At 68.8% G+C, this 17,684-nt stretch carries 19 protein-coding genes; 10 read left to right on the forward strand and 9 right to left on the reverse strand.

Translation table 11 applies throughout. From position 1 onward, the window contains the following. Nucleotides 1-68: 68 nt before the first annotated feature. Nucleotides 69-599: a dihydrofolate reductase family protein gene (locus V6M56_RS17005; protein ID WP_332685342.1), complete on the forward strand. Its 531-nt coding sequence runs from the start codon at nucleotides 69-71 to the stop codon at nucleotides 597-599. A 54-nt stretch (nucleotides 600-653) separates the two neighbouring features. Here the strand turns inward: V6M56_RS17005 and V6M56_RS17010 are convergent, their stop codons facing one another. From V6M56_RS17010 to V6M56_RS17040, 7 genes are all read right to left on the reverse strand, one after another. After that, nucleotides 654-1,367 carry a cytochrome c3 family protein gene (locus tag V6M56_RS17010; protein ID WP_332685343.1) on the reverse strand — a complete coding sequence of 238 codons (714 nt, stop codon included), beginning with the start codon at nucleotides 1,365-1,367 and terminating at the stop codon, nucleotides 654-656. A 12-nt stretch (nucleotides 1,368-1,379) separates the two neighbouring features. Beyond that, on the reverse strand, nucleotides 1,380-1,883 hold the full coding sequence (locus V6M56_RS17015; RefSeq protein WP_332685344.1) for a nitrate reductase cytochrome c-type subunit: 504 nt from the start codon (nucleotides 1,881-1,883) through the stop codon (nucleotides 1,380-1,382). Beyond that, a complete protein-coding gene (napA, locus tag V6M56_RS17020) occupies nucleotides 1,856-4,351 on the reverse strand; it encodes a periplasmic nitrate reductase subunit alpha (RefSeq protein WP_332685345.1) in 2,496 nt (831 codons plus the stop codon). The genes V6M56_RS17015 and napA overlap by 28 nt, the downstream gene beginning before the upstream one ends. Further along, on the reverse strand, nucleotides 4,348-4,635 hold the full coding sequence (locus V6M56_RS17025; protein ID WP_332685346.1) for a chaperone NapD: 288 nt from the start codon (nucleotides 4,633-4,635) through the stop codon (nucleotides 4,348-4,350). The genes napA and V6M56_RS17025 overlap by 4 nt, the downstream gene beginning before the upstream one ends. Beyond that, nucleotides 4,628-5,137, reverse strand: a complete 510-nt coding sequence (napF, locus tag V6M56_RS17030; protein ID WP_332685347.1) for a ferredoxin-type protein NapF — start codon at nucleotides 5,135-5,137, stop codon at nucleotides 4,628-4,630. Before napF ends, V6M56_RS17025 begins: the two co-directional genes overlap by 8 nt. Before the next feature lie 10 nt (nucleotides 5,138-5,147). Beyond that, nucleotides 5,148-5,330, reverse strand: coding sequence for a periplasmic nitrate reductase, NapE protein (napE, locus tag V6M56_RS17035; protein WP_332685348.1), 183 nt, complete (start codon nucleotides 5,328-5,330; stop codon nucleotides 5,148-5,150). Nucleotides 5,331-5,963: 633 nt separating this feature from the next. Next, nucleotides 5,964-6,245 carry a hypothetical protein gene (locus tag V6M56_RS17040; RefSeq protein ID WP_332685349.1) on the reverse strand — a complete coding sequence of 94 codons (282 nt, stop codon included), beginning with the start codon at nucleotides 6,243-6,245 and terminating at the stop codon, nucleotides 5,964-5,966. Nucleotides 6,246-6,562: 317 nt separating this feature from the next. Between V6M56_RS17040 and V6M56_RS17045 the strand changes: the two genes are divergently transcribed. From V6M56_RS17045 to V6M56_RS17065, 5 genes are all read left to right on the forward strand, one after another. Further along, nucleotides 6,563-7,585, forward strand: coding sequence for a phosphotransferase (locus V6M56_RS17045; RefSeq protein WP_332685350.1), 1,023 nt, complete (start codon nucleotides 6,563-6,565; stop codon nucleotides 7,583-7,585). Next, a complete protein-coding gene (gene eno, locus V6M56_RS17050) occupies nucleotides 7,582-8,877 on the forward strand; it encodes a phosphopyruvate hydratase (RefSeq protein WP_332685351.1) in 1,296 nt (431 codons plus the stop codon). Before V6M56_RS17045 ends, eno begins: the two co-directional genes overlap by 4 nt. Nucleotides 8,878-8,881: 4 nt before the next feature. After that, a complete protein-coding gene (locus V6M56_RS17055) occupies nucleotides 8,882-9,835 on the forward strand; it encodes an NAD(P)-dependent oxidoreductase (RefSeq protein WP_332685352.1) in 954 nt (317 codons plus the stop codon). A gap of 5 nt (nucleotides 9,836-9,840) precedes the next feature. Then, nucleotides 9,841-10,854: a LacI family DNA-binding transcriptional regulator gene (locus V6M56_RS17060; RefSeq protein ID WP_332685353.1), complete on the forward strand. Its 1,014-nt coding sequence runs from the start codon at nucleotides 9,841-9,843 to the stop codon at nucleotides 10,852-10,854. A 126-nt stretch (nucleotides 10,855-10,980) separates the two neighbouring features. Next, nucleotides 10,981-11,685, forward strand: coding sequence for a GntR family transcriptional regulator (locus V6M56_RS17065; protein WP_332685354.1), 705 nt, complete (start codon nucleotides 10,981-10,983; stop codon nucleotides 11,683-11,685). Between the two features lie 17 nt (nucleotides 11,686-11,702). On the opposite strand, the gene V6M56_RS17070 is transcribed toward V6M56_RS17065, so the two are convergent. Next, nucleotides 11,703-12,680 (reverse strand): NAD(P)-dependent oxidoreductase, encoded by a 978-nt coding sequence (locus V6M56_RS17070; RefSeq protein ID WP_332685355.1) that lies wholly within the window; start codon nucleotides 12,678-12,680, stop codon nucleotides 11,703-11,705. Between the two features lie 153 nt (nucleotides 12,681-12,833). Between V6M56_RS17070 and V6M56_RS17075 the strand changes: the two genes are divergently transcribed. The 3 genes from V6M56_RS17075 (at nucleotide 12,834) to V6M56_RS17085 (ending at nucleotide 16,245) form a co-directional block, all read left to right on the forward strand. Then, on the forward strand, nucleotides 12,834-14,357 hold the full coding sequence (locus V6M56_RS17075) for a serine hydrolase domain-containing protein (RefSeq protein ID WP_332685356.1): 1,524 nt from the start codon (nucleotides 12,834-12,836) through the stop codon (nucleotides 14,355-14,357). Continuing rightward, entirely contained in the window at nucleotides 14,354-15,934 is a 1,581-nt protein-coding gene (locus V6M56_RS17080) for an ABC transporter substrate-binding protein (RefSeq protein ID WP_332685357.1), read from the forward strand. Before V6M56_RS17075 ends, V6M56_RS17080 begins: the two co-directional genes overlap by 4 nt. A gap of 101 nt (nucleotides 15,935-16,035) precedes the next feature. Further along, entirely contained in the window at nucleotides 16,036-16,245 is a 210-nt protein-coding gene (locus V6M56_RS17085; RefSeq protein WP_332685358.1) for a hypothetical protein, read from the forward strand. Between the two features lie 71 nt (nucleotides 16,246-16,316). Here the strand turns inward: V6M56_RS17085 and V6M56_RS17090 are convergent, their stop codons facing one another. Continuing rightward, a complete protein-coding gene (locus V6M56_RS17090; protein ID WP_332685359.1) occupies nucleotides 16,317-16,688 on the reverse strand; it encodes a hypothetical protein in 372 nt (123 codons plus the stop codon). 145 nt (nucleotides 16,689-16,833) lie between these two features. Between V6M56_RS17090 and V6M56_RS17095 the strand changes: the two genes are divergently transcribed. Continuing rightward, nucleotides 16,834-17,684 (forward strand): anhydro-N-acetylmuramic acid kinase (locus V6M56_RS17095; RefSeq protein ID WP_332685360.1); only part of this gene is annotated, 851 nt, incomplete at its 3' end.

Here is a 17,684-nt window from a genome sequence, read left to right on the forward strand (position 1 = left end):
GGGATCATTCCATGATCCCATCTGACATCATCCGGCTCTAGCAAACGCGTGAGGAAAGGAAGCGGGGGATGGCGAAGCTCGTATTCGGAATGAACCAGTCCCTGGACGGCTATGTCGACCATACGGAGTTTGCGCCAAGCCCGATGCTCTTCCGCCATTTCATCGAGGAGGCCCAGGGCCAGGCGGGCAGCGTTTACGGTCGCCGAATGTACGAGATCATGCGCTACTGGGACGACGATCATCCTGAATGGGATGCAGAGCAACACGCCTTCGCGGCGGCGTGGCGGAACCAGCCGAAATGGGTCGTCTCGCGCTCGTTGAAATCGGTCGGCCCCAACGCCACGCTTGTCGGGGATGATCTTGAGGGCGCGATCCGTGCGCTGAAGGCCGAGCGCGCCGGGGAGATCGAAGTTGCCGGGCCGGACCTGGCGCAAAGCCTCACCGAACTTGGCCTGATCGATGAGTATCGCATCTACCTGCACCCCGTCGTGCTTGGTCACGGCAAGCCATATTTCGCCGGTCCCCGGCCGCCGCTCCGCCTGATGACCAATGATCGGATCGGCGAGGATGTGATCAGGTTGACCTACGCTCCTGCCTGATCTCGTGACTTGCCGGATGGAAATCGCCGCTGAAGTCCGGTCCTGGGTTGGGCGCTACCGGGCCTCGATGCCGGCGAGATAGGCGCGCATCGCCCGCTCCGGCCCATGCCAGGCGGCGCTGTCCTTGCCCCGGAGCTCCGGGGCTTCCCTCCAGCCCGGCTCGATGCCGCTCATATCGGGCAGGAGATGCGCGATGCCCTTGTGGCAGTCGATGCAGGTCTTCTCCTTGGTGACGAGGTAGCGGCTGTGGATCTCGGCGGCGCGGCGCGTCTGCTTGGTGAAGTCCATCGCCACGCTGGAATGGCAATTGCGGCACTCCAGCGAATCATTGGCCTTCAGCCTGGCCCATTCGTGCTTGGCGAGCTCGAGCCGGTGGTCGAGGAATTTCTGGCGTGTCGAGATCGTGCCGAAGATCTTGCCCCAGACCTCCTTCGAGGCCTGCATCTTGCGGGCGATCTTGTCGGTCCACTCATGCGGGACATGGCAGTCCGGGCAGGTCGCGCGCACGCCCGAGCGGTTGGAGAAATGCACCGTCTGGGTGAGCTCCTGATAGACGTTGTCGCGCATCTCATGACAGGAGGTGCAGAATTTCTCGGTGTTGGTGACCTCCAGCGCGGTGTTGAAGCCGCCCCAGAACAGCACGCCGCAGATGAAGCCGCCGATCGTCAGGAAGCCGAGGCTGAGATAGGCACTCGGCCGGCTGATGATCCGCCAGAACCAGAGGACCCAATTCCAGCCCCAGAGAAACAGAGCCTTGAGCTTTGCCATCACGACGCCCCGTTATCGCTTGCGGCCAATGTCGTTGGCATCCTGGAACAGATTGGGCACCAGCGGCCGGGCATCGGTCTGCTGGACATGGCAGGCAGTGCAGAAATAGCGCCGCGGCGTCACGTCGGAGAGCACCTGGCCGTCGCGATCCTGGAAATGGGTGACGCTGATCATCGGGGCGCCCGAGCCCTCGGTGAATTCGCGCTTGTGGCAGTCCATGCAGCGATTGGTGTTGAGCGTCAGCTGATAGCCGTCGATCGAGTGCGGAATGATCGGCGGCTGCTCCGGATAGTTGCGCATGCGCCGGACGTCGTCGACGATCGGACGGGCGAGCGGCGGGATCTGTTCCAGTGCCATGGGCTGGGCGTTGCCCGTCACCCTCGGCACGATCCTCACCGGTGCGCCGTCCTGCGAGAAGGCTGCGCCGAAGGCAAGGACGAGGCTGGCTGCCGCAACGGCGGCGAGAACGGTCCAGGAGCGCATCAGGCTCAGACCGCCAGGATCTTGACCGCGCATTTCTTGAAATCCGTCTGTTTGGAGATGGGATCGGTCGCGTCGAGAGTGGTCTTGTTGATGAGTTGGCTGGCGTCGAACCAGGGCACGAAGACGACGCCGGGCGGCATGCGGTTGCGGCCGCGCGTCTCGACGCGGGTGCGCATCTCGCCGCGCCGCGAGATCACCCTGATCTCGGCGCCCTGGTTGAGGCCGCGCTTGCGCGCATCATCGGCGTGCATGAAGCAGCGCGCGCCGGGGAAGGCCTTGTAGAGCTCGGGCACGCGCATCGTCATCGAGCCGGAATGCCAGTGCTCCAGCACCCGCCCGGTCACCAGCCAGAGGTCGAACTCGTCGTCCGGCGATTCGGCCGGCGGCTCGTAGGGCACGGCGATGATGCGGGCCTTGCCGTCTTTGTTGCCGTAGAACTCGACGCCCTTGCCGGGCTTGACGTAAGGGTCCAGGCCCTCGCGGTAGCGCCAGAGCGTCTCCTTGCCCTCGACGACCGGCCAGCGCAGCCCCCGCACCTGATGGTAGAGGTCGTAGGGGCCGAGGTCGTGGCCATGGCCGCGCCCGAAGGCCGCGTACTCCTCGAACAGGCCCTTATGGACGTAGAAGCCGAAATGCTTGGCTTCCTGGTTCTCGTAATCGGAGGCGATCTCCGTCAACGGGAAGCGGTCGACCTGCCCGTTCTTGAAGAGGACGTCGAACAGCGTCTTGCCGCGGTAGTTCGGATTGGCGTCGAGGATTTCCGCCGGCCAGACCTCGTCGGTCGTGAAGCGCCTCGAGAACTCCATGAGCTGCCAGAGGTCGGAACGCGCCTGCCCCGGCGCGTTGACCAGCTGGTGCCAGACATGGGTGCGCCGCTCGGCATTGCCATAGGCGCCTTCCTTCTCCACCCACATCGCAGCGGGCAGGATCAGGTCGGCCGCCATCGCCGTCACGGTCGGGTAGGCATCCGAGACGACGATGAAGTTCTCCGGATTGCGATAGCCCGGATAGGTCTCGTTGCTGCTGTTGGGCGCGGCCTGGAGGTTGTTGTTGACCTGGATCCAGTAGAAATTCAGCTTGCCGTCCTTGAGCATGCGGTCCTGCTCGACGGCGTGGTAACCCGGCTTCTCCGGAATGATCCCGTGCGGAACCCGCCAGATCTCCTCGGCATGCTTGCGGTGTTCGGGATTGGTCACCGTCATGTCGGCCGGCAGGCGATGGGCGAAGGTGCCGACCTCGCGCGCCGTGCCGCAGGCCGAGGGCTGGCCGGTCAGCGAGAACGGGCTGTTGCCGGGCTCCGAGATCTTCCCCGTCAGCAGGTGCAGGTTATAGACCATCTGGTTGGCCCAGACGCCGCGCACATGCTGGTTGAAGCCCATCGTCCAGAGTGACATCACCTTGCGCTTGGGATCGGCATAGAGTTCGGCGAGCTGCTGCAGGAAGCCCGGCTCGACCCCGGTCAGGGCTGAGACCTTCTCCAGCGTGTAGTCCTTGACCGACGCCGCGAAGGCCGCGAAGTCGATCGGCGTCGTCGCCGTCACATCGGCGGCCTTGCGCGCCTTGACCTCGCGCGGATCGTCGGGGCGCAAGCCGTAGCCGATATCGGTCGCCCCCTTGACGAAGGTCGTGTGCTTTTCGACGAAGTCCTTGTTCACCTGCCCGGTCGAGATGATGTGGTTGGCGATGTAGTTCAGGATCGCCAGGTCCGTCCCCGGCTTGAACACGATCGGGATGTCGGCGAGGTCGGAGCTGCGATGAGTAAAGGTCGAGAGCACCGCGACCTTGACATGGGGATGGCCGAGCCGGCGGTCGGTCAACCGCGTCCACAGGATCGGGTGCATCTCCGCCATGTTCGAGCCCCAGAGCACGAAGGCGTCGGCATGCTCGAAGTCGTCGTAGCAGCCCATCGGCTCGTCCATGCCGAAGGTGCGCATGAAGGCGTAGGCGGCCGAGGCCATGCAGTGGCGGGCATTGGGATCGAGGTTGTTGGAGCGGAAGCCGGCCCGCATCAGCTTGGTGGCAGCATAGCCCTCGAAGATCGTCCACTGCCCCGAGCCGAACATGCCGAGTGCGGTCGGCCCCTTCGCCTTCAGCGTCTCCTTGGCCTTGGCGGCCATGGTGTCGAAGGCCTCTTCCCAGGAGACCGGAGTGAACTCGCCGTCCTTGGCATAGACGCCGTTCTTCTTGCGCAGCAGCGGCTGGGTCAGCCGGTCGCCGCCATACATGATCTTGGAGAGGAAATAGCCCTTCACACAGTTGAGACCGCGGTTGACCTCGGCCTTCATGTCGCCATGGGTGGCGATCACCCGGCCTTCCTTGACGCCGACCATGACGCCGCAGCCCGTCCCGCAGAAGCGACACGGCGCCTTCGACCATTTGATCTGTAGTGTATCGACGCCGCCGGCGACCGGCTGGGCCTCGGCCGGAACGCTCATATTGGCGGCGAGCGCGGCGATGCTGGCCGCCTGCGCCTTCAGCATGTCGCGACGGGACAGTGTCATGATTGCACTCCGATCTCGTCGAGGGGTTCGATCTGCTCGAATACGAGGTTGGCCGAGAGCACGCCGTCGAACAGCGCGATGCCGGTCAGGCGGGCGCCGATCTCGCCGGTGCTCTCGCCTTCGAGAACGATGACGATCTTGCCGTTCTCGACACGGTGAACTTCGGAGCCCGGCAGCGCATTGATCTGGCGCACGACTGCATCGCAGCGTTCCGGAAAGGTCGAGACCACGGCGCTGGAGATATGCAGGAAGCGCGGGGCGCCGTCGGGCTTGCCGTCAGACATGGGCGGGCTCCGCAATCGGCGACATGACGGCGATGGAGTCGGCGGGGCAGGTCGCGATGCAGGCGCCGCAGCCGGTGCAGCGGTCGGCGGCAAGCGACGGAAGGGCCGGGCCGCCGAGCCGAGGCCGGAAGCGGATCGCGCCCGCAGGGCAGGCATCGCCGCAGCTCTGGCAGACCACGCCGCGCGCAGCGAAGCAGGCCTCGCCGATCAGGGCGACATGGGGGAAGGCCGGGATGGCGCGGTCGAAGACCGGCTCCGGGCAGGCCTCCGCGCATCTTCCGCAGAAGGTGCAGTCGTTGCGGCTGAAATCGATCTGCGGCCACTGCCCGGCGCCCAGCCGGACGATCGCCTGCGGGCAGGCCTCGGCACAGGCGCCGCAGCCGGTACAGGCGGCTGCCAGCGTCTCGTTACGCGACCAGGGCGGGCGGATGGCGTTCCGTGCCGGGGCCAGGCGCCCCGTCAGGAAGCCGCGTCTGCCGAGATTCTCAATATCCGCCGCCATGACGCGCTCCTCACGCCGGAGGACCGGGCGGTCCGAGGACCAGTTGCGACATCCAGACGAGGAAACCATAACCGCCGACGATGCCGACCGCGATGATCGGCCAGATCACGACTGCAAGGATGATGAATGCCAGGATTTCGTCGCGCTTGGTACGAGCGTCTACGACGGTTTCGGCCCTGGCGTTCTCAGACATCGCCACAACTCCCGGGGCGCAGGCCATATGCCTAGCCGACTGGATTCAATTGTTTGTATCTGTTCCAAGGTTACTATGTTGCCCGGCGCGTGCTCTGTCCAGTCTGCAAAGCGGCAATTTCCGTTTACGCCTCGACATCAACTCGGGGCCTTGTCCGGTCATTGGCCGGGCTTCTTGCAGAACGGCCTGATGTCGTTGCGTTAATTTCGCCTGCCGGGATCGCGCCGGGCCCCCGCCGTCAGTGCGAAAGCTGGCGACGGCGAGCCCTGTCGCCTTCGGACGCGGCGAGAGGCGCCGCGCCGCCTAGGGTCGCCGAAGCCTGGGCGACTGGTGCGCAACCGGATCGCCTCCCCGCAGGAATTCCTCTGCGAAGGCGAGGTGAGGCTCCTCCCTTCCCCACCTATCCCGGGCTTGCCCGGGATAGGCAACTCATAGTGCCCATGTCGGCTACAGCCGACTTGGGTGTGGGGGAGGGTATGGGGACGGGGGGCGAGCGACTGGGCGCAACGGTGCTTGTAGCAGCCGACAGGGCCGGTCTGGCAGTGAAGTGCTTCGACTTTCCGCCCCCCACCCCTTCCCCTCCCCACAAGGGGGAGGGGTTCCCGCGCGCTCCCTGGTTTGGCAGAGCGCCCCTCAGGGGCAGGCGTAGCCGCTGCGGCCCTCGGGCAGGCAGCGGGAGCCATTGGGCAGGTTCAGCGCGCCCGAGGCGTCGCGGCGCACATAGGCTCCATTGGGCAAGGTGAAGCCGCCCGCCTGGTCGACCTGGACGCGCGTGCCGTCGGGCAGGACATAGCCGCCGGCGCCGTCGCTGACGATACGCTTGGCTTGCGGGGATACCTGCCGCGTCTGCGAGACGCAGCCCGCGACCAGAACGACCAGACCCGCCGCAGCGGCGAAACGGATAGCGTTTCTCATCATCACCTCTCGAACAGTCGCGGTTTCCAACAAGGCTCGGGAGCGCTCGCCCCGCAGGCCGCCACAAGGCGACCCGAACCCTTCGCTCTGCGGCCGGCGGCCCTTCGCCGAGCTTTCCGAATCGCCGATGCCGGAGCGCCAATCTGACGCCGTCGCCGCCGATCCGCAAACGCTGGCGCCTCACGGACGGCGTCAACCCGGCCGCAAGCGCATCCGGCCAGAGGGCGCCAGCGCAAACCAGACGCTTGACAGGCCGCCCGGAAACGCGCGATTGCGCTATCGTTAGCATGTCGCAATTTATGAGCCCGAGGGTCGATTTGGCGCAGATTCCAGCAGAGCAGGTTCCAGCAGAGATCGTCGCGGCCTTCCTGCAAAGGACGGGGCTGGTCGAAAACCTCGCCCGGGCCCGCCTGACGCCGCTGACCGGCGGGGTCGCCGCCGATATCTGGAAGGTCGAGAGCGGGACCCGGACCTTCGTCGTCAAGAAGGCGCTCGGGCAGTTGCGCGTCGCCCAGACCTGGCTGGCGCCGGTCTCGCGCAACGCCAGCGAGGTCGATTGGCTGAGGGAGGCGGCCCGGATCGTTCCCGGCGTGGTGCCCGAGATCCTTGCCAGCGATCGCGAAGCGGGCATCTTCGCGATGAGCTATCTCGACCCGGCCGATCATCCCGTCTGGAAGCAGGAACTCCGCGCCGGCCGCGCCGATCCGGACTTCGCGGGCAGGCTCGGGCGCATCGTCGCGGCGATCCATGCGGACACGCACGGCTCCGCCGAGATCGCCCGGCGCTTCGCCAATGACGATACCTTCCATTCGATCCGCATCGAGCCCTATCTCGAGGCAACGGCGCGCGTCCACACCGACCTGGCCGGGCCGCTGCTCGCCCTCGCCGCCGAGACGCTTGGCGCCAAACGTGCCCTGGTCCATGGCGACGTCTCCCCGAAGAACATCCTGGTCGGCCCGCAAGGCCCGGTGATCCTCGACGCCGAATGCGCCTGGTATGGTGAGCCGGCTTTCGACCTGGCCTTCTGCCTCAACCATCTGCTGCTGAAATGCCTGTGGACGCCCGCGTCCAGCGCCGGCTTCCTGTCCTGTTTCGACGCGCTCGCCGAAAGCTATCTCGCCGGCGTCGACTGGGAACCACCGGACGAAATCGAGGCGCGGATCGCGCGGCTGCTGCCGGCGCTGTTCCTGGCGCGGGTCGATGGCAAGTCGCCGGCCGAATACATCACGGCAGAAGCCGACAGGGACCGGGTCCGGCGCGTCGCGCGCCCGCTGATCGCGACGCCGCCGACGCGCCTTGCCGCCATCCGCCAGAGCTGGGCCCAGGAGATTTCCCGATGATGGATACGACGATCGCCGCGGTCCGCGGCCGCCGGGTCTGGGATTCGCGGGGCCGGCCGACGGTCGAGACCGATGTCCTGCTGAAGAGCGGCTTGCGCGGGCGCGCCATCGCCCCGGCCGGCGCCTCGACCGGAACCGGCGAGGCGCTCGACCGCCGCGACGGCGGCGAGGCTTTCGGCGGCCTCGACGTCACCGGCGCCGTCGCTTCCGTCAACGGCGAGATCGCCGCGGCTTTGGCGGGGCGGGAGGTGCGCGACCAGGCGGGCATCGACGCCGCCTTGATCGCGCTCGACGGCTCTCCCAATCTCGGCCGGCTCGGCGGCAACGCTGTCGTCGCGACCTCGATGGCGGTGCTGCAGGCGGCTGCCGCCGCGAGCGGGCAACCGCTCTGGCGCCATCTGTCGAACGGCCGGCCGGTGCGCATCCCGCTGCCGGAGATCCAGATTTTTGGCGGCGGGGCCCATGCGGCGCGGCGCGTCGACGTCCAGGACTTCATGGTGATGTGCCCGGCCGCGGGTTCCTTCGCCCAGGCGCTGGACTGGACGGCGGAGGTCTACCGCGCCGCCGGCGCGCTGATGAAGCAGGCCGGCAAGCTCCAGGGCGTCGCCGACGAGGGCGGCTTCTGGCCGGCCTTCGCCTCGAATGAGGAGGCCCTCGACACCCTCGTTCTCGCCATCGAGAAGGCAGGGTTCAAGCCCGGCCGCGAGGTCGCGATCTCGCTCGACATCGCGGCGTCCGAATTCGGGCGAGGCGGCGTCTACAAGCTGGCGCTGGAGCAGCGCGAGCTCGATTCGGCCGGCATGATCGCGCTGCTCGGGCGCTGGCTCGAGACCTATCCGATCATCTCGATCGAGGATCCGCTGGCCGAGGACGATCCGGAAGGCTTCCGGGCCTTCACCGCGCTCCATGGCGGACGCTGCCAGATCATCGGCGACGACTTCCTCGTCACCAATGCGGCACGCGTCGAGGCAGCGGCGCGGGACAAGGCGCTGAACGCGGTGCTGATCAAGCCGAACCAGTGCGGCACCGTCACCGGCACGCTGGCGGCGCTCGACGCCGGCAAGGCGGCCGGATTCGGCACCATCGTCTCGGCCCGTTCCGGCGAGACCGAGGACGTCACTATCGCGCATCTCGCCGTCGGCTGGGATTCCGGCCAGCTCAAGGTCGGCTCCTTCACCCGCTCGGAGCGCATGGCGAAGTGGAACGAGGTGCTGCGCATCGAGGAGGAACTCGCCGGGGAGGCCCGCTTCACCGGCTGGTCGGCCCTGCCCTTTTCTGCGAACCGCGCGTGAGATCATGAAAGCGCTGCTGCATTTCTCCGCGGGGACGGGGCTTCGGGAAAAGCTGGCGGCGATCGCCGAGCCGCGCATCGTCGTCGTCGAGCCGCAGGATGAGGCGAGGTTCGCCCGCGAGATCGCCGATGCCGAGGTGCTGCTGCATGTGCTAGCGCCGGTGACATCGGCGATGATCGCGATGGCGCCGAAGCTGCGGCTGATCCAGAAGATCGGCGTCGGCGTCAACACCATCGACCGGGCTGCCGCGGCCCGGGCCGGCATCGCGGTCGCCAACATGCCAGGCACCAACACCGCGGCCGTCGCCGAGCACACGCTGGCACTGATGCTGGCGACGCTGCGCCGGATCGCCGCCCTCGATGGCGCGACCAAAGCAGGCCGGGGCTGGCAAGTCGGCGCCGACGAGGCGGTCGCGCTCGGCGAGATCGGCGGCAGTAGGGTCGGCTTCGTCGGCTATGGCGCCGTTCCGCAGCGGCTGACGCCCGCCTTGCAGGCGCTCGGCGCCGAGGTCGGCTTCTGGAACCGCAGCGAGCGGCCGGGTGCGTCAGCCATCGCCCTGCCGTTCGATGAACTGCTCGCGAGCAGCGATATCGTCTCGCTTCACGTCCCGCTGACCGGCGGGACGCGGCAGCTTCTCGACCGCGCCGCGATCGCACGGCTCAAACCCGGCGCGATCCTGATCAACACGGCGCGGGGCGAGCTCGTCGACCAGGCGGCCCTGGCCGAGGCGCTGCAAAGCGGCCGGATCGCCGGTGCCGGGCTCGACGTGTTCGAACGGGAGCCCGCCACCGAACTCGGTGCGCTCGCCGCCTGCCCGACCCTGGTGACGACGCCGCATATCGCCTGGCTGACGCCGCAGACGCTGGAGCGCAGCCTCGCCGTGGCGCGCGAGAACTGCCGGCGGCTGCAGGCCGGCGAAGCCCTGCTGCATGCCATCGCCCCTGAAGCGGCGGCCTGACCCGGATGGGTCCGCGCGGCACCGGCATGGTGACGGCCCGGCAGGTGGCGGAGAGCCTGGGCGTCGCCGTGTCGACGGTCGGCCGGGCGCTCGCCGACGATCCGCGCATCAGCCCCCGGACCAGGCTGCTGGTGCGCGAAGCGGCGGAGCGGCTGGGCTATGTCGAGAACCTGCCGGCGCGGATGATGCGCGGCGGATCGAGCCGGCTGATCGGGCTGATGCTGCCCGACATCCGCAACAGCTTCTACGCCACCCTCGCCGACGCCCTGTCGGCCTGTTGCGATGCTGCCGGCTACCAGCTCGTCTTCTCGATCGCCGACAGCCCCGAGGTCGAGGCCCGCCATGTCCGGCAATTGGCGAGCGCCAGGGTCGCCGGCATCGTCATCGTCCCGACCCCCGCTCCGAGGCCGGAGACCCGCGAGATCCTGACGCGCTTCCCGCATGTCCAGCTGCTGCGACGGGTCCCGGGGCTTTCGCCGGCCTGGTTCGGCATCGACGACATGGAGTGCCTGCGCGCCGGCACCGCCCATCTCATCGCCGGCGGCCATCGCCGCATCGCCTATATCGGCGGCGACACGGCCTATTCGACCGGCGCCGCCCGCCTTGCCGGCTTCCGCCGCGCCTTCAGCGATGCGGGGCTCGACCCGGCGCTCGCGATCGAGCGGCTCGGCCCGCCGGCAGATGCGCGCTTCGGCACGGAGGCCGCCGCCTCGTTATTCGAAGGGGGCTCGCCGCCGAGCGCGATCATCACCGGCGCGGTACAATTGACGGGCGCCGTCCTGCAGGCGCTCGCCGGTTGCCGGCGCCCGGGCGCGAGCGAGGTCGCCATTGTCGGCTTCGGCGACGAGCCGTCCTTCTCCTGGTGGCAAGGCGAGCTGACCGCCATCGCCATGCCGATCCAGGAACTGGCGCAGGCCTGCGGGAACTGGCTGATCGAGCGCTTGCAGACCGGCGCTTCCATCGACGCCCATGCCGGCACCGCCAGCGCCCGCCTCGTCAGCTATCCGCGCCGCGATTGAGGTCGGCCGGCAAGGGCTGGCTGCGGTCCTTGTTCCTCGCGCCGCCTTTGCATACAAATTCTGCCGAGGGCCATGCCGGAGCAGCCGAAAGCGGTTGCGGATCTGTCCCGGCGAGGAATGGCGACGATGAGCGACAGCGGCCTTGATCGCGCAGCCGAGACCGGCGGGGAGCCGCGCCGCAAGGGCCGGCTCCATGTCGCGACCGTCGAGACGCTGCGCCAGATGATCGTCAGCGGGACGCTTCCACCGGGGCAGAAGCTGCGGGAGCAGGAGCTTTGCGACCGGCTCGGCGTCTCGCGCACGCCGCTGCGCGAGGCCCTGCGGACCCTGGCGGCGCAAGGCCTGGTCACGCTTTCGCAGAACCGCGGCGCCGAGGTCGCGCCGCTGACGCTGGACGATATCGCCCAGCTGTTCGACGTGGTCGCGACGCTCGAGGCGCTGGCGGCACGGCTGGCATGCAGCACGATCTCGGATGAGGAGATCGCCGAGATCGGCCTGCGGCATTACCGCATGCGCCTGCACCATGCGCGCGGCGAGCTTCCCGAATATTTCGCCCTGAACCAGCAGATTCACCGGGCGCTGATCGAGGCGGCACGCAATCCCGTCCTGCTCGACATCTGGGAGATGATGTCGTCGCGGGTCGAGCGCGCGAAATACCTGCCGAACCTCCAGGGCGAACGCTGGCATGCGGCGATGAGCGAGCACGACGCCATGCTCGCCGCCCTGCTGGCGCGGGACGGCGAGGCCCTGTCGGGCCTGCTGCGGCAGCATTTCGCCAATGGGCTCGCGACCGTGCTCGCAGCGGCCTCGCAAGCCGCCCCAGCCGGCTGAACCGGCGGCTCGCCGCCTCAGGCGGCGGGAGACACTGCCGGCAGGAGCTTCACCACGGCGATCGCGTCGAGCTCGCTGTCGCCCTGGGCGACGAGCATACGGTAGAGCGTCGTGGCCTGGGCCACCATCGGCATGGCGAGGTGATGCTCGCGCCCGGCCTCCATCAGCATTTCGAGATCCTTGAGCACCTGGCGGGCATAGCCGCGCGGCGCGAAATCCTGAGCGATCATGCGCGGCAGCATCGCCTGCAGCACCGCCGAATTACCGAGCCCGGGCGCCAGCGCGGCGGGGATCCGGCTGGCATCGACGCCATAGGCCTCGGCGAGGCGCAGGCCCTCGGCGACGATGCAATAATTGGTCAGGCAGAGCGCCTGATTGACCAGCTTGGTCGCCTGGCCGGCGCCGACATCGCCCATATGGGTGAGCAGACCGAGGCTCTCGACCAGCGGCCGCACGGCTTCGATCGCCTCCGCCGTGCCGCCGGCCATGATGGCGAGGCTGCCGGCCTCCGCCGCCGGCGGGCCGCCCGAAACCGGCGCATCGATGAAGGCGATGCGCTTTGCCGCCAGCGCGGCGGCGAGCTTGCAGGTCACGGCGATCTCCGTCGTCGAGAAATCGATGATGATCGCGCCTGCCGGGGCGGCGGCGAGCACGCCATCGGCGCCGGAAACCACCGCCTCGACGGCCTTGCTGGTGGTGACGCAGAGGCAGATTGTGCGGCAAAGGCGGGCGACCTCGGCCGGCGAGGCCACGATCTCGACGCCCAGCGCCTGCGCCTCGCTGCGGCGGGCCGGATCGAGATCATAGCCGACGACTTTCCGGCCGGTCGCGACCAGCCGCTTGCAGAAGCCTGCGCCCATCAATCCCAGACCGATGAATCCGACCGTTTCGCTCATCCCCGACCTCTCCGATCCCCTAGGCGGCCTTCGCGCGCCGCCTCTTGCTGTTGCGCTGCGCCGCCGCTGGATCGCGGCCGGCTCGAGGCAGCGAGTCATTCTTGCATACAAAATTGGAAGCGGCGACGCCGCCGCGCCCCGGCGATGCCGCCCGGCCTTGCCGCTGGCGCATGGCGCGACGATTGCGCGGCTCGGCCATTACCCCGAAACTTCGACAGGGTTCCCGATCCGGGGCCAACGGGAGAGAGCGGCATGCTCGACTGGAGTGGCGCCAGAGGCGAAGCGGCGGCGATCGCCGAGAGCTGGACGCGCGAGGGCGGCCCCGGCGGCGCGGTGGTGCTGTTCGACGGCGACGGCATCCGTGAGGTCGCCAGCGGCGGCTTCGCGGCGATCGAGCACCGCCTGCCGTTCACGCCCGATACGCCGAACCGGCTCGCCTCGATCAGCAAGCATATCTGCGCCGCGCTGTTGCTGCGCGCCGGCGTGCCGCTGGAGGAGACGCTCGGGAGCCTGCTCGCCGAGGCGCCGCCGGCGCTGGCCGAGGTGCCGCTCGCCCGCGCGCTCGACATGACGGGAGCCTTGCCGGACACGATGGAGGCCTTCTGGCAGCAGGGCGTGCCCTTCACCGCGAGCCTGGGAGCGGCCGAGATCCTGGCGCTGGCGCGCCGCTTTCCGGCGCTGAACGGCCGGCCCGGCGAGGAGATGGCCTATTCCAATACCGGCTGGCGCCTGGCCCAGTCGGTGCTCGAGCAGCGCAGCGGGGCAAGCTATGCGCAACTGGTTGAGCGGCTGATGGCACCGCTCGGCCTGCCGATCCGCTTCGTCGGCGATGAAGGCGAGGCGGTCGACGGGCTGGCGACCGGTTATTGGCGCGATGGCGAGGCCTGGCGGCGCGGGCGCTACGGCTTCAACTTCTCGGCCTCGGGCGGCATGGCTGGCAGCGCCACGGCGCTGGCGCGCTGGGCCGCGGCCCTGCTTTCCGGCCGCGAACCGCTGGCCGGCCTGCTGGGCCAACTCGTGGCGCCGCGCACCTTCGCCGACGGCAGCGCCAGCGTCTACCGGCTCGGGCTGGTGGCGAGCAGGCTCGGCGAGGTCGCGCTCATCGGCCATGGCGGCTCGCTGCCGGGCTATCGCAACCATTTCCTGATGGCGCCCGAGTCCGGCGTCGGCGTGGTCGTGCTGAGCAATCGCGAGGAGGAAGCGCTCTGGCCGGCGCTGCGGGTGCTGGCGGCCTTGCTCGGACAGCCCCTGCCCGCGCCGGCCGACGATACGCCGAGCGGGCTGTTCGCGGCGGAGGAAGGGCCGTTCTGGGCCGAGTTCGGCGCCGGCGCGATCAGCTTCATGGGCGGCTATGAAAGGCTCGTCGGCGATGGCGAAGGCGGGATGCGCAGCCTGCCGGCCTATCTGGACATCAGGCTGAGGATGGCGGGCGACGACGCCGTCGAGGGCCTGATCGGCGGCGTGCGGCGCCGGCTGCTGCGCGTGCCGGCCGCGACGCCGCTCGATCCTCGCCTGCCCGGACGCTGGCGCGACCGGCATTACGCTGCCGAGATCCTGATCGGCCCGGACGGCAGCGCGCGCCTGCCCTGGGCCGCGACCGGCAGCGAGACCGCGCTGACGCCCCTGCCCGGCGGACGGGCGCTCGCCGACTTAGTCCATGGCCCCTGGCGGCACCGGCCTTGCTTCTGGCTGCAGCCGGACGGAAGCTTGCGCCTCGCCGGCCACCGCTCGCGCATCCTGCATCTCGACCGCATCGACGAAGGAGCCACACCATGATCGCCGCCCGTCTCGCCGCCCTGCTCGGCACGGCCGCCCTGCTCCTCGCCGCCCCGGCGCTGGCCCAGCCGGCGCCGAAGAACGTGCTGCGCGTCGCCCCGCATGCCGACCTGAAGACCCTCGATCCGGTCGCCGCCTCGATCGTGATCACCCGCATGCACGGGCTGATGATCTACGAGACGCTGTTCGCCTGGGATGCCAACCTCCAGCCGAAGCCGCAAATGGTCGAGAGCTTCTCGACCGCTCCCGACGGCCTCTCCTGGACCTTCACGCTGCGGCCCGGCCTCAAGTTCCATGACGGCCAGCCGGTGACGACGCGCGACGTCATCGCCTCGCTGAAGCGCTGGATGGCGCGCGACACGATCGGCGGCAAGCTCGGCGAGTATACGCAAGGCATGGAGGCGAAGGACGAGAAGACCTTCGTGCTGAAGCTGAAGCGGCCGATGGCGCTGGTGCCGTTCGCGCTCGGCTCGGCCGTCGGCCAGATCCCGGTGATCATGCGCGAGGCCGACGCCTCGACCGACCCGATGAAGCCGGTGACCGAGACGATCGGCTCGGGGCCGTTCAAGTTCAACCGGGCCGAATGGCGCAGCGGCGCCAAGGTCGTCTACGACAAGAACCCCGATTACGTGCCGCGCTCGGAAGCCGCGGACGGGCTCGCCGGCGGGCGCGTCGTCAAGGTCGACCGGGTCGAATGGGTGATCATGCCCGACGCGGCGACGGCGGCCGCCGCCCTGCAGACCGGCGAGATCGACATCTGGGAGCAGCCGAGCCAGGACCTGATCCCGGTCGTCGCCACGGCGAAGGACGTCAAGGTCGAGCGCTATTCCAACCTCGCCAACCAGGTGATGCTGCGGCCCAACAGCCTGCACCCGCCCTTCGACAACCCGAAGGCCCGGCTGGCGCTGGCCTATGCCACCGACCAGGCCGAGTTCCTCGCCGGCGGCTTCGGCGACGAGGAATGGTGGAAGCGCTGCGCCGCCTATTTCATCTGCGGCGGCCCGAACGGCACCGAAGCGGGCACGGAGGGCTACGCCAAGCCCGATCTGGCGAAGGCCAAGCAGCTCCTGGCGGAAGCCGGCTACAAGGGCGAGAAGCTGGTGCTGACGACCAGCAACGACATCGCCGCGATCGGCCGGATGGCCGAGGTCGCCGCCGCCCAGCTGAAGAAGGCCGGGGTCAATGTCGAGGTGCAGTTCTCCGACTGGGGCACCGTCACCACACGTCAGCAAAACAAGAGCCCGCCGGACCAGGGCGGCTGGAACCTGTTCGTGACCTATGCCTCGGGCGCGACCATGCAGTCGCCAATGACCAATATCGGCACCAACATGGCCTGCGAGAAGGCCTGGGCCGGCTGGCCCTGCGATGCCGAGGCCGAGAAGCTGCGCGGCGCCGTGGTCGATGCGCCCGACGACGCGGCCCGCAAGGCCGCGGTCGAGGCATTGCACCGGCGGCTCGCCGAGATGCAGCCCTATCGCGTGCTCGGCCAGTTCGACCAGCCCTATGCGCGGCGCAGCAATGTCTCGGGCGTGCTCGCGGCGCCTGTGATGCTGTTCTGGAACGTCGAGAAGAAGTGACGCCGCGCACCGCGTTAACCGGTTCGCGCGCCGCGTTAACCGGTTCATGACCGATGCCGGACGAGACTAAGCGAGCGATTCGCTTAGTCCATGAGAGCGTTATGGGTCAGGTCCTGCAGTTCCGTCCGTTGAAGCCGCCCGTCGCCGAAAGCGATGGCGACACGCTCGACCTGTTGTCGGCGATCGACTTCGCCCTGCGCGACCTCAAGGACATCGCGCCGCATATCCTGCACGAGCCCGCCCGCGAGCAGGCAAGGCAATGCCAGCAGATGCTGCAGGACGCCTTCGACGCGGCGCTGATGGCTGGCTGAAGGCCGGCCCGCGTTCCAAGGCGAGCGACGGATTCACCGATCAGGTTGCTTCAACCTGATCGGATGCGGCTCTAATCGCGGCGGATGTCGAGCACTTCGCCGTCGTCGCCGATGACGATGCGCAGATCCTCGCCATAATCGTCCGTGCCCGAGACGATCCAGACATTGCGGCCGCGGCGCACGCGCTCGACATCGACGAGGCCTCGCCGGCGGGCGATGCGCACCGCCTCGCGTTCGCCGATGCCGTAGTCGTAAACGTCGTCGCGCGGCGGAGGAAGCGGCCCGCGGGGCGGGTACCCCATGCCGCGCTCCGGTAGCGGCACAGGGGCTGGCGGCAGGGGCGGAGCGCCCTCGGGCGGCGGCGCACCGAAGCCTTGTGCGAGTGCGCCCGGAACGGTCGCGAGGCCGAGGCAGGCGGCAATGGCGAAGCGACGGGTGAGCATGGAGTTTCTCCAGCGGCAAGAGCCGATCAGGTAAGCCGCGATCGGGTCGGGATTGCGAAAGAATCGCGGCCGGAAAACGCCGCGGCTGGCGCCGCCGGAGTGCCTGTGCGAACCATCGCGACGAACAGATTCGCAGGAGAGCCGGATGCAGCCGCCCTGGGCGATCGGGTTGATGACCGGCACGGTCCTCGACGGCAATATCGACATTGCTGCGATCCGCACCGATGGCGAGACCATCGCCGAATTCGGCCCCTGGCGGCTCGCGCCCTATGCGGCGCCGGTGCGCGAGCTGCTGGCGCAGGCGGTCGAGGCAGCGCTGTCCTGGCGCTTCGAAGGGCCTGAGCCTGCGGTCTTCGCCGAGGCGACGCGTGCCCTGACGCTGGCGCAGGCGGACGCCGTCGCCGAATTCCTGACGGCCGAGAACATCGCCGCGGGCAAGGTCGCCGCGATCGGCTTCCATGGCCAGACCGTATTGCATCGCGCGCCCACCGCCGAACGGAGGGGCGACACCCGCCAGCTCGGCGATGGCGAGTTGATGGCGAAGCGGCTCGGCATCGACGTGGTCTACGATCTGCGCAGCGCCGATGTCCGCGCCGGCGGCCAGGGCGCGCCGCTGGCGGCGAGCTATCATGCCGCGCTGCTGCATGGCCTCGGCGCCGGCACCGAGACGGCGGTGCTCAATCTCGGCGGCGTCGGCAATCTCAGCGCCTTCACGGCAGGCGGTCAGGTGCTCGCCTTCGATACCGGGCCGGGCAATGCGCCGCTCAACGACTGGATCAAGCGCCACGGCAAGGGCGAGATGGACCGCGACGGCGCCTTCGCGGCTGCGGGCAAGGTCGACGAGGCGCGGCTCGCCCGCCTGCTCGCGCATCGCTATCTCTTCGCCCCCTATCCGAAATCGCTCGACCGCCACGACTTCACCGCGGCGATGGCGGATGGGCTTTCCTTCGAAGACGGCGCGGCGACGCTGACCGCCTTCACCGCCGGCGCGGTCGG

This window comes from Allobosea sp., assembly GCF_036675845.1.
Classification (GTDB): domain Bacteria; phylum Pseudomonadota; class Alphaproteobacteria; order Rhizobiales; family Beijerinckiaceae; genus Allobosea.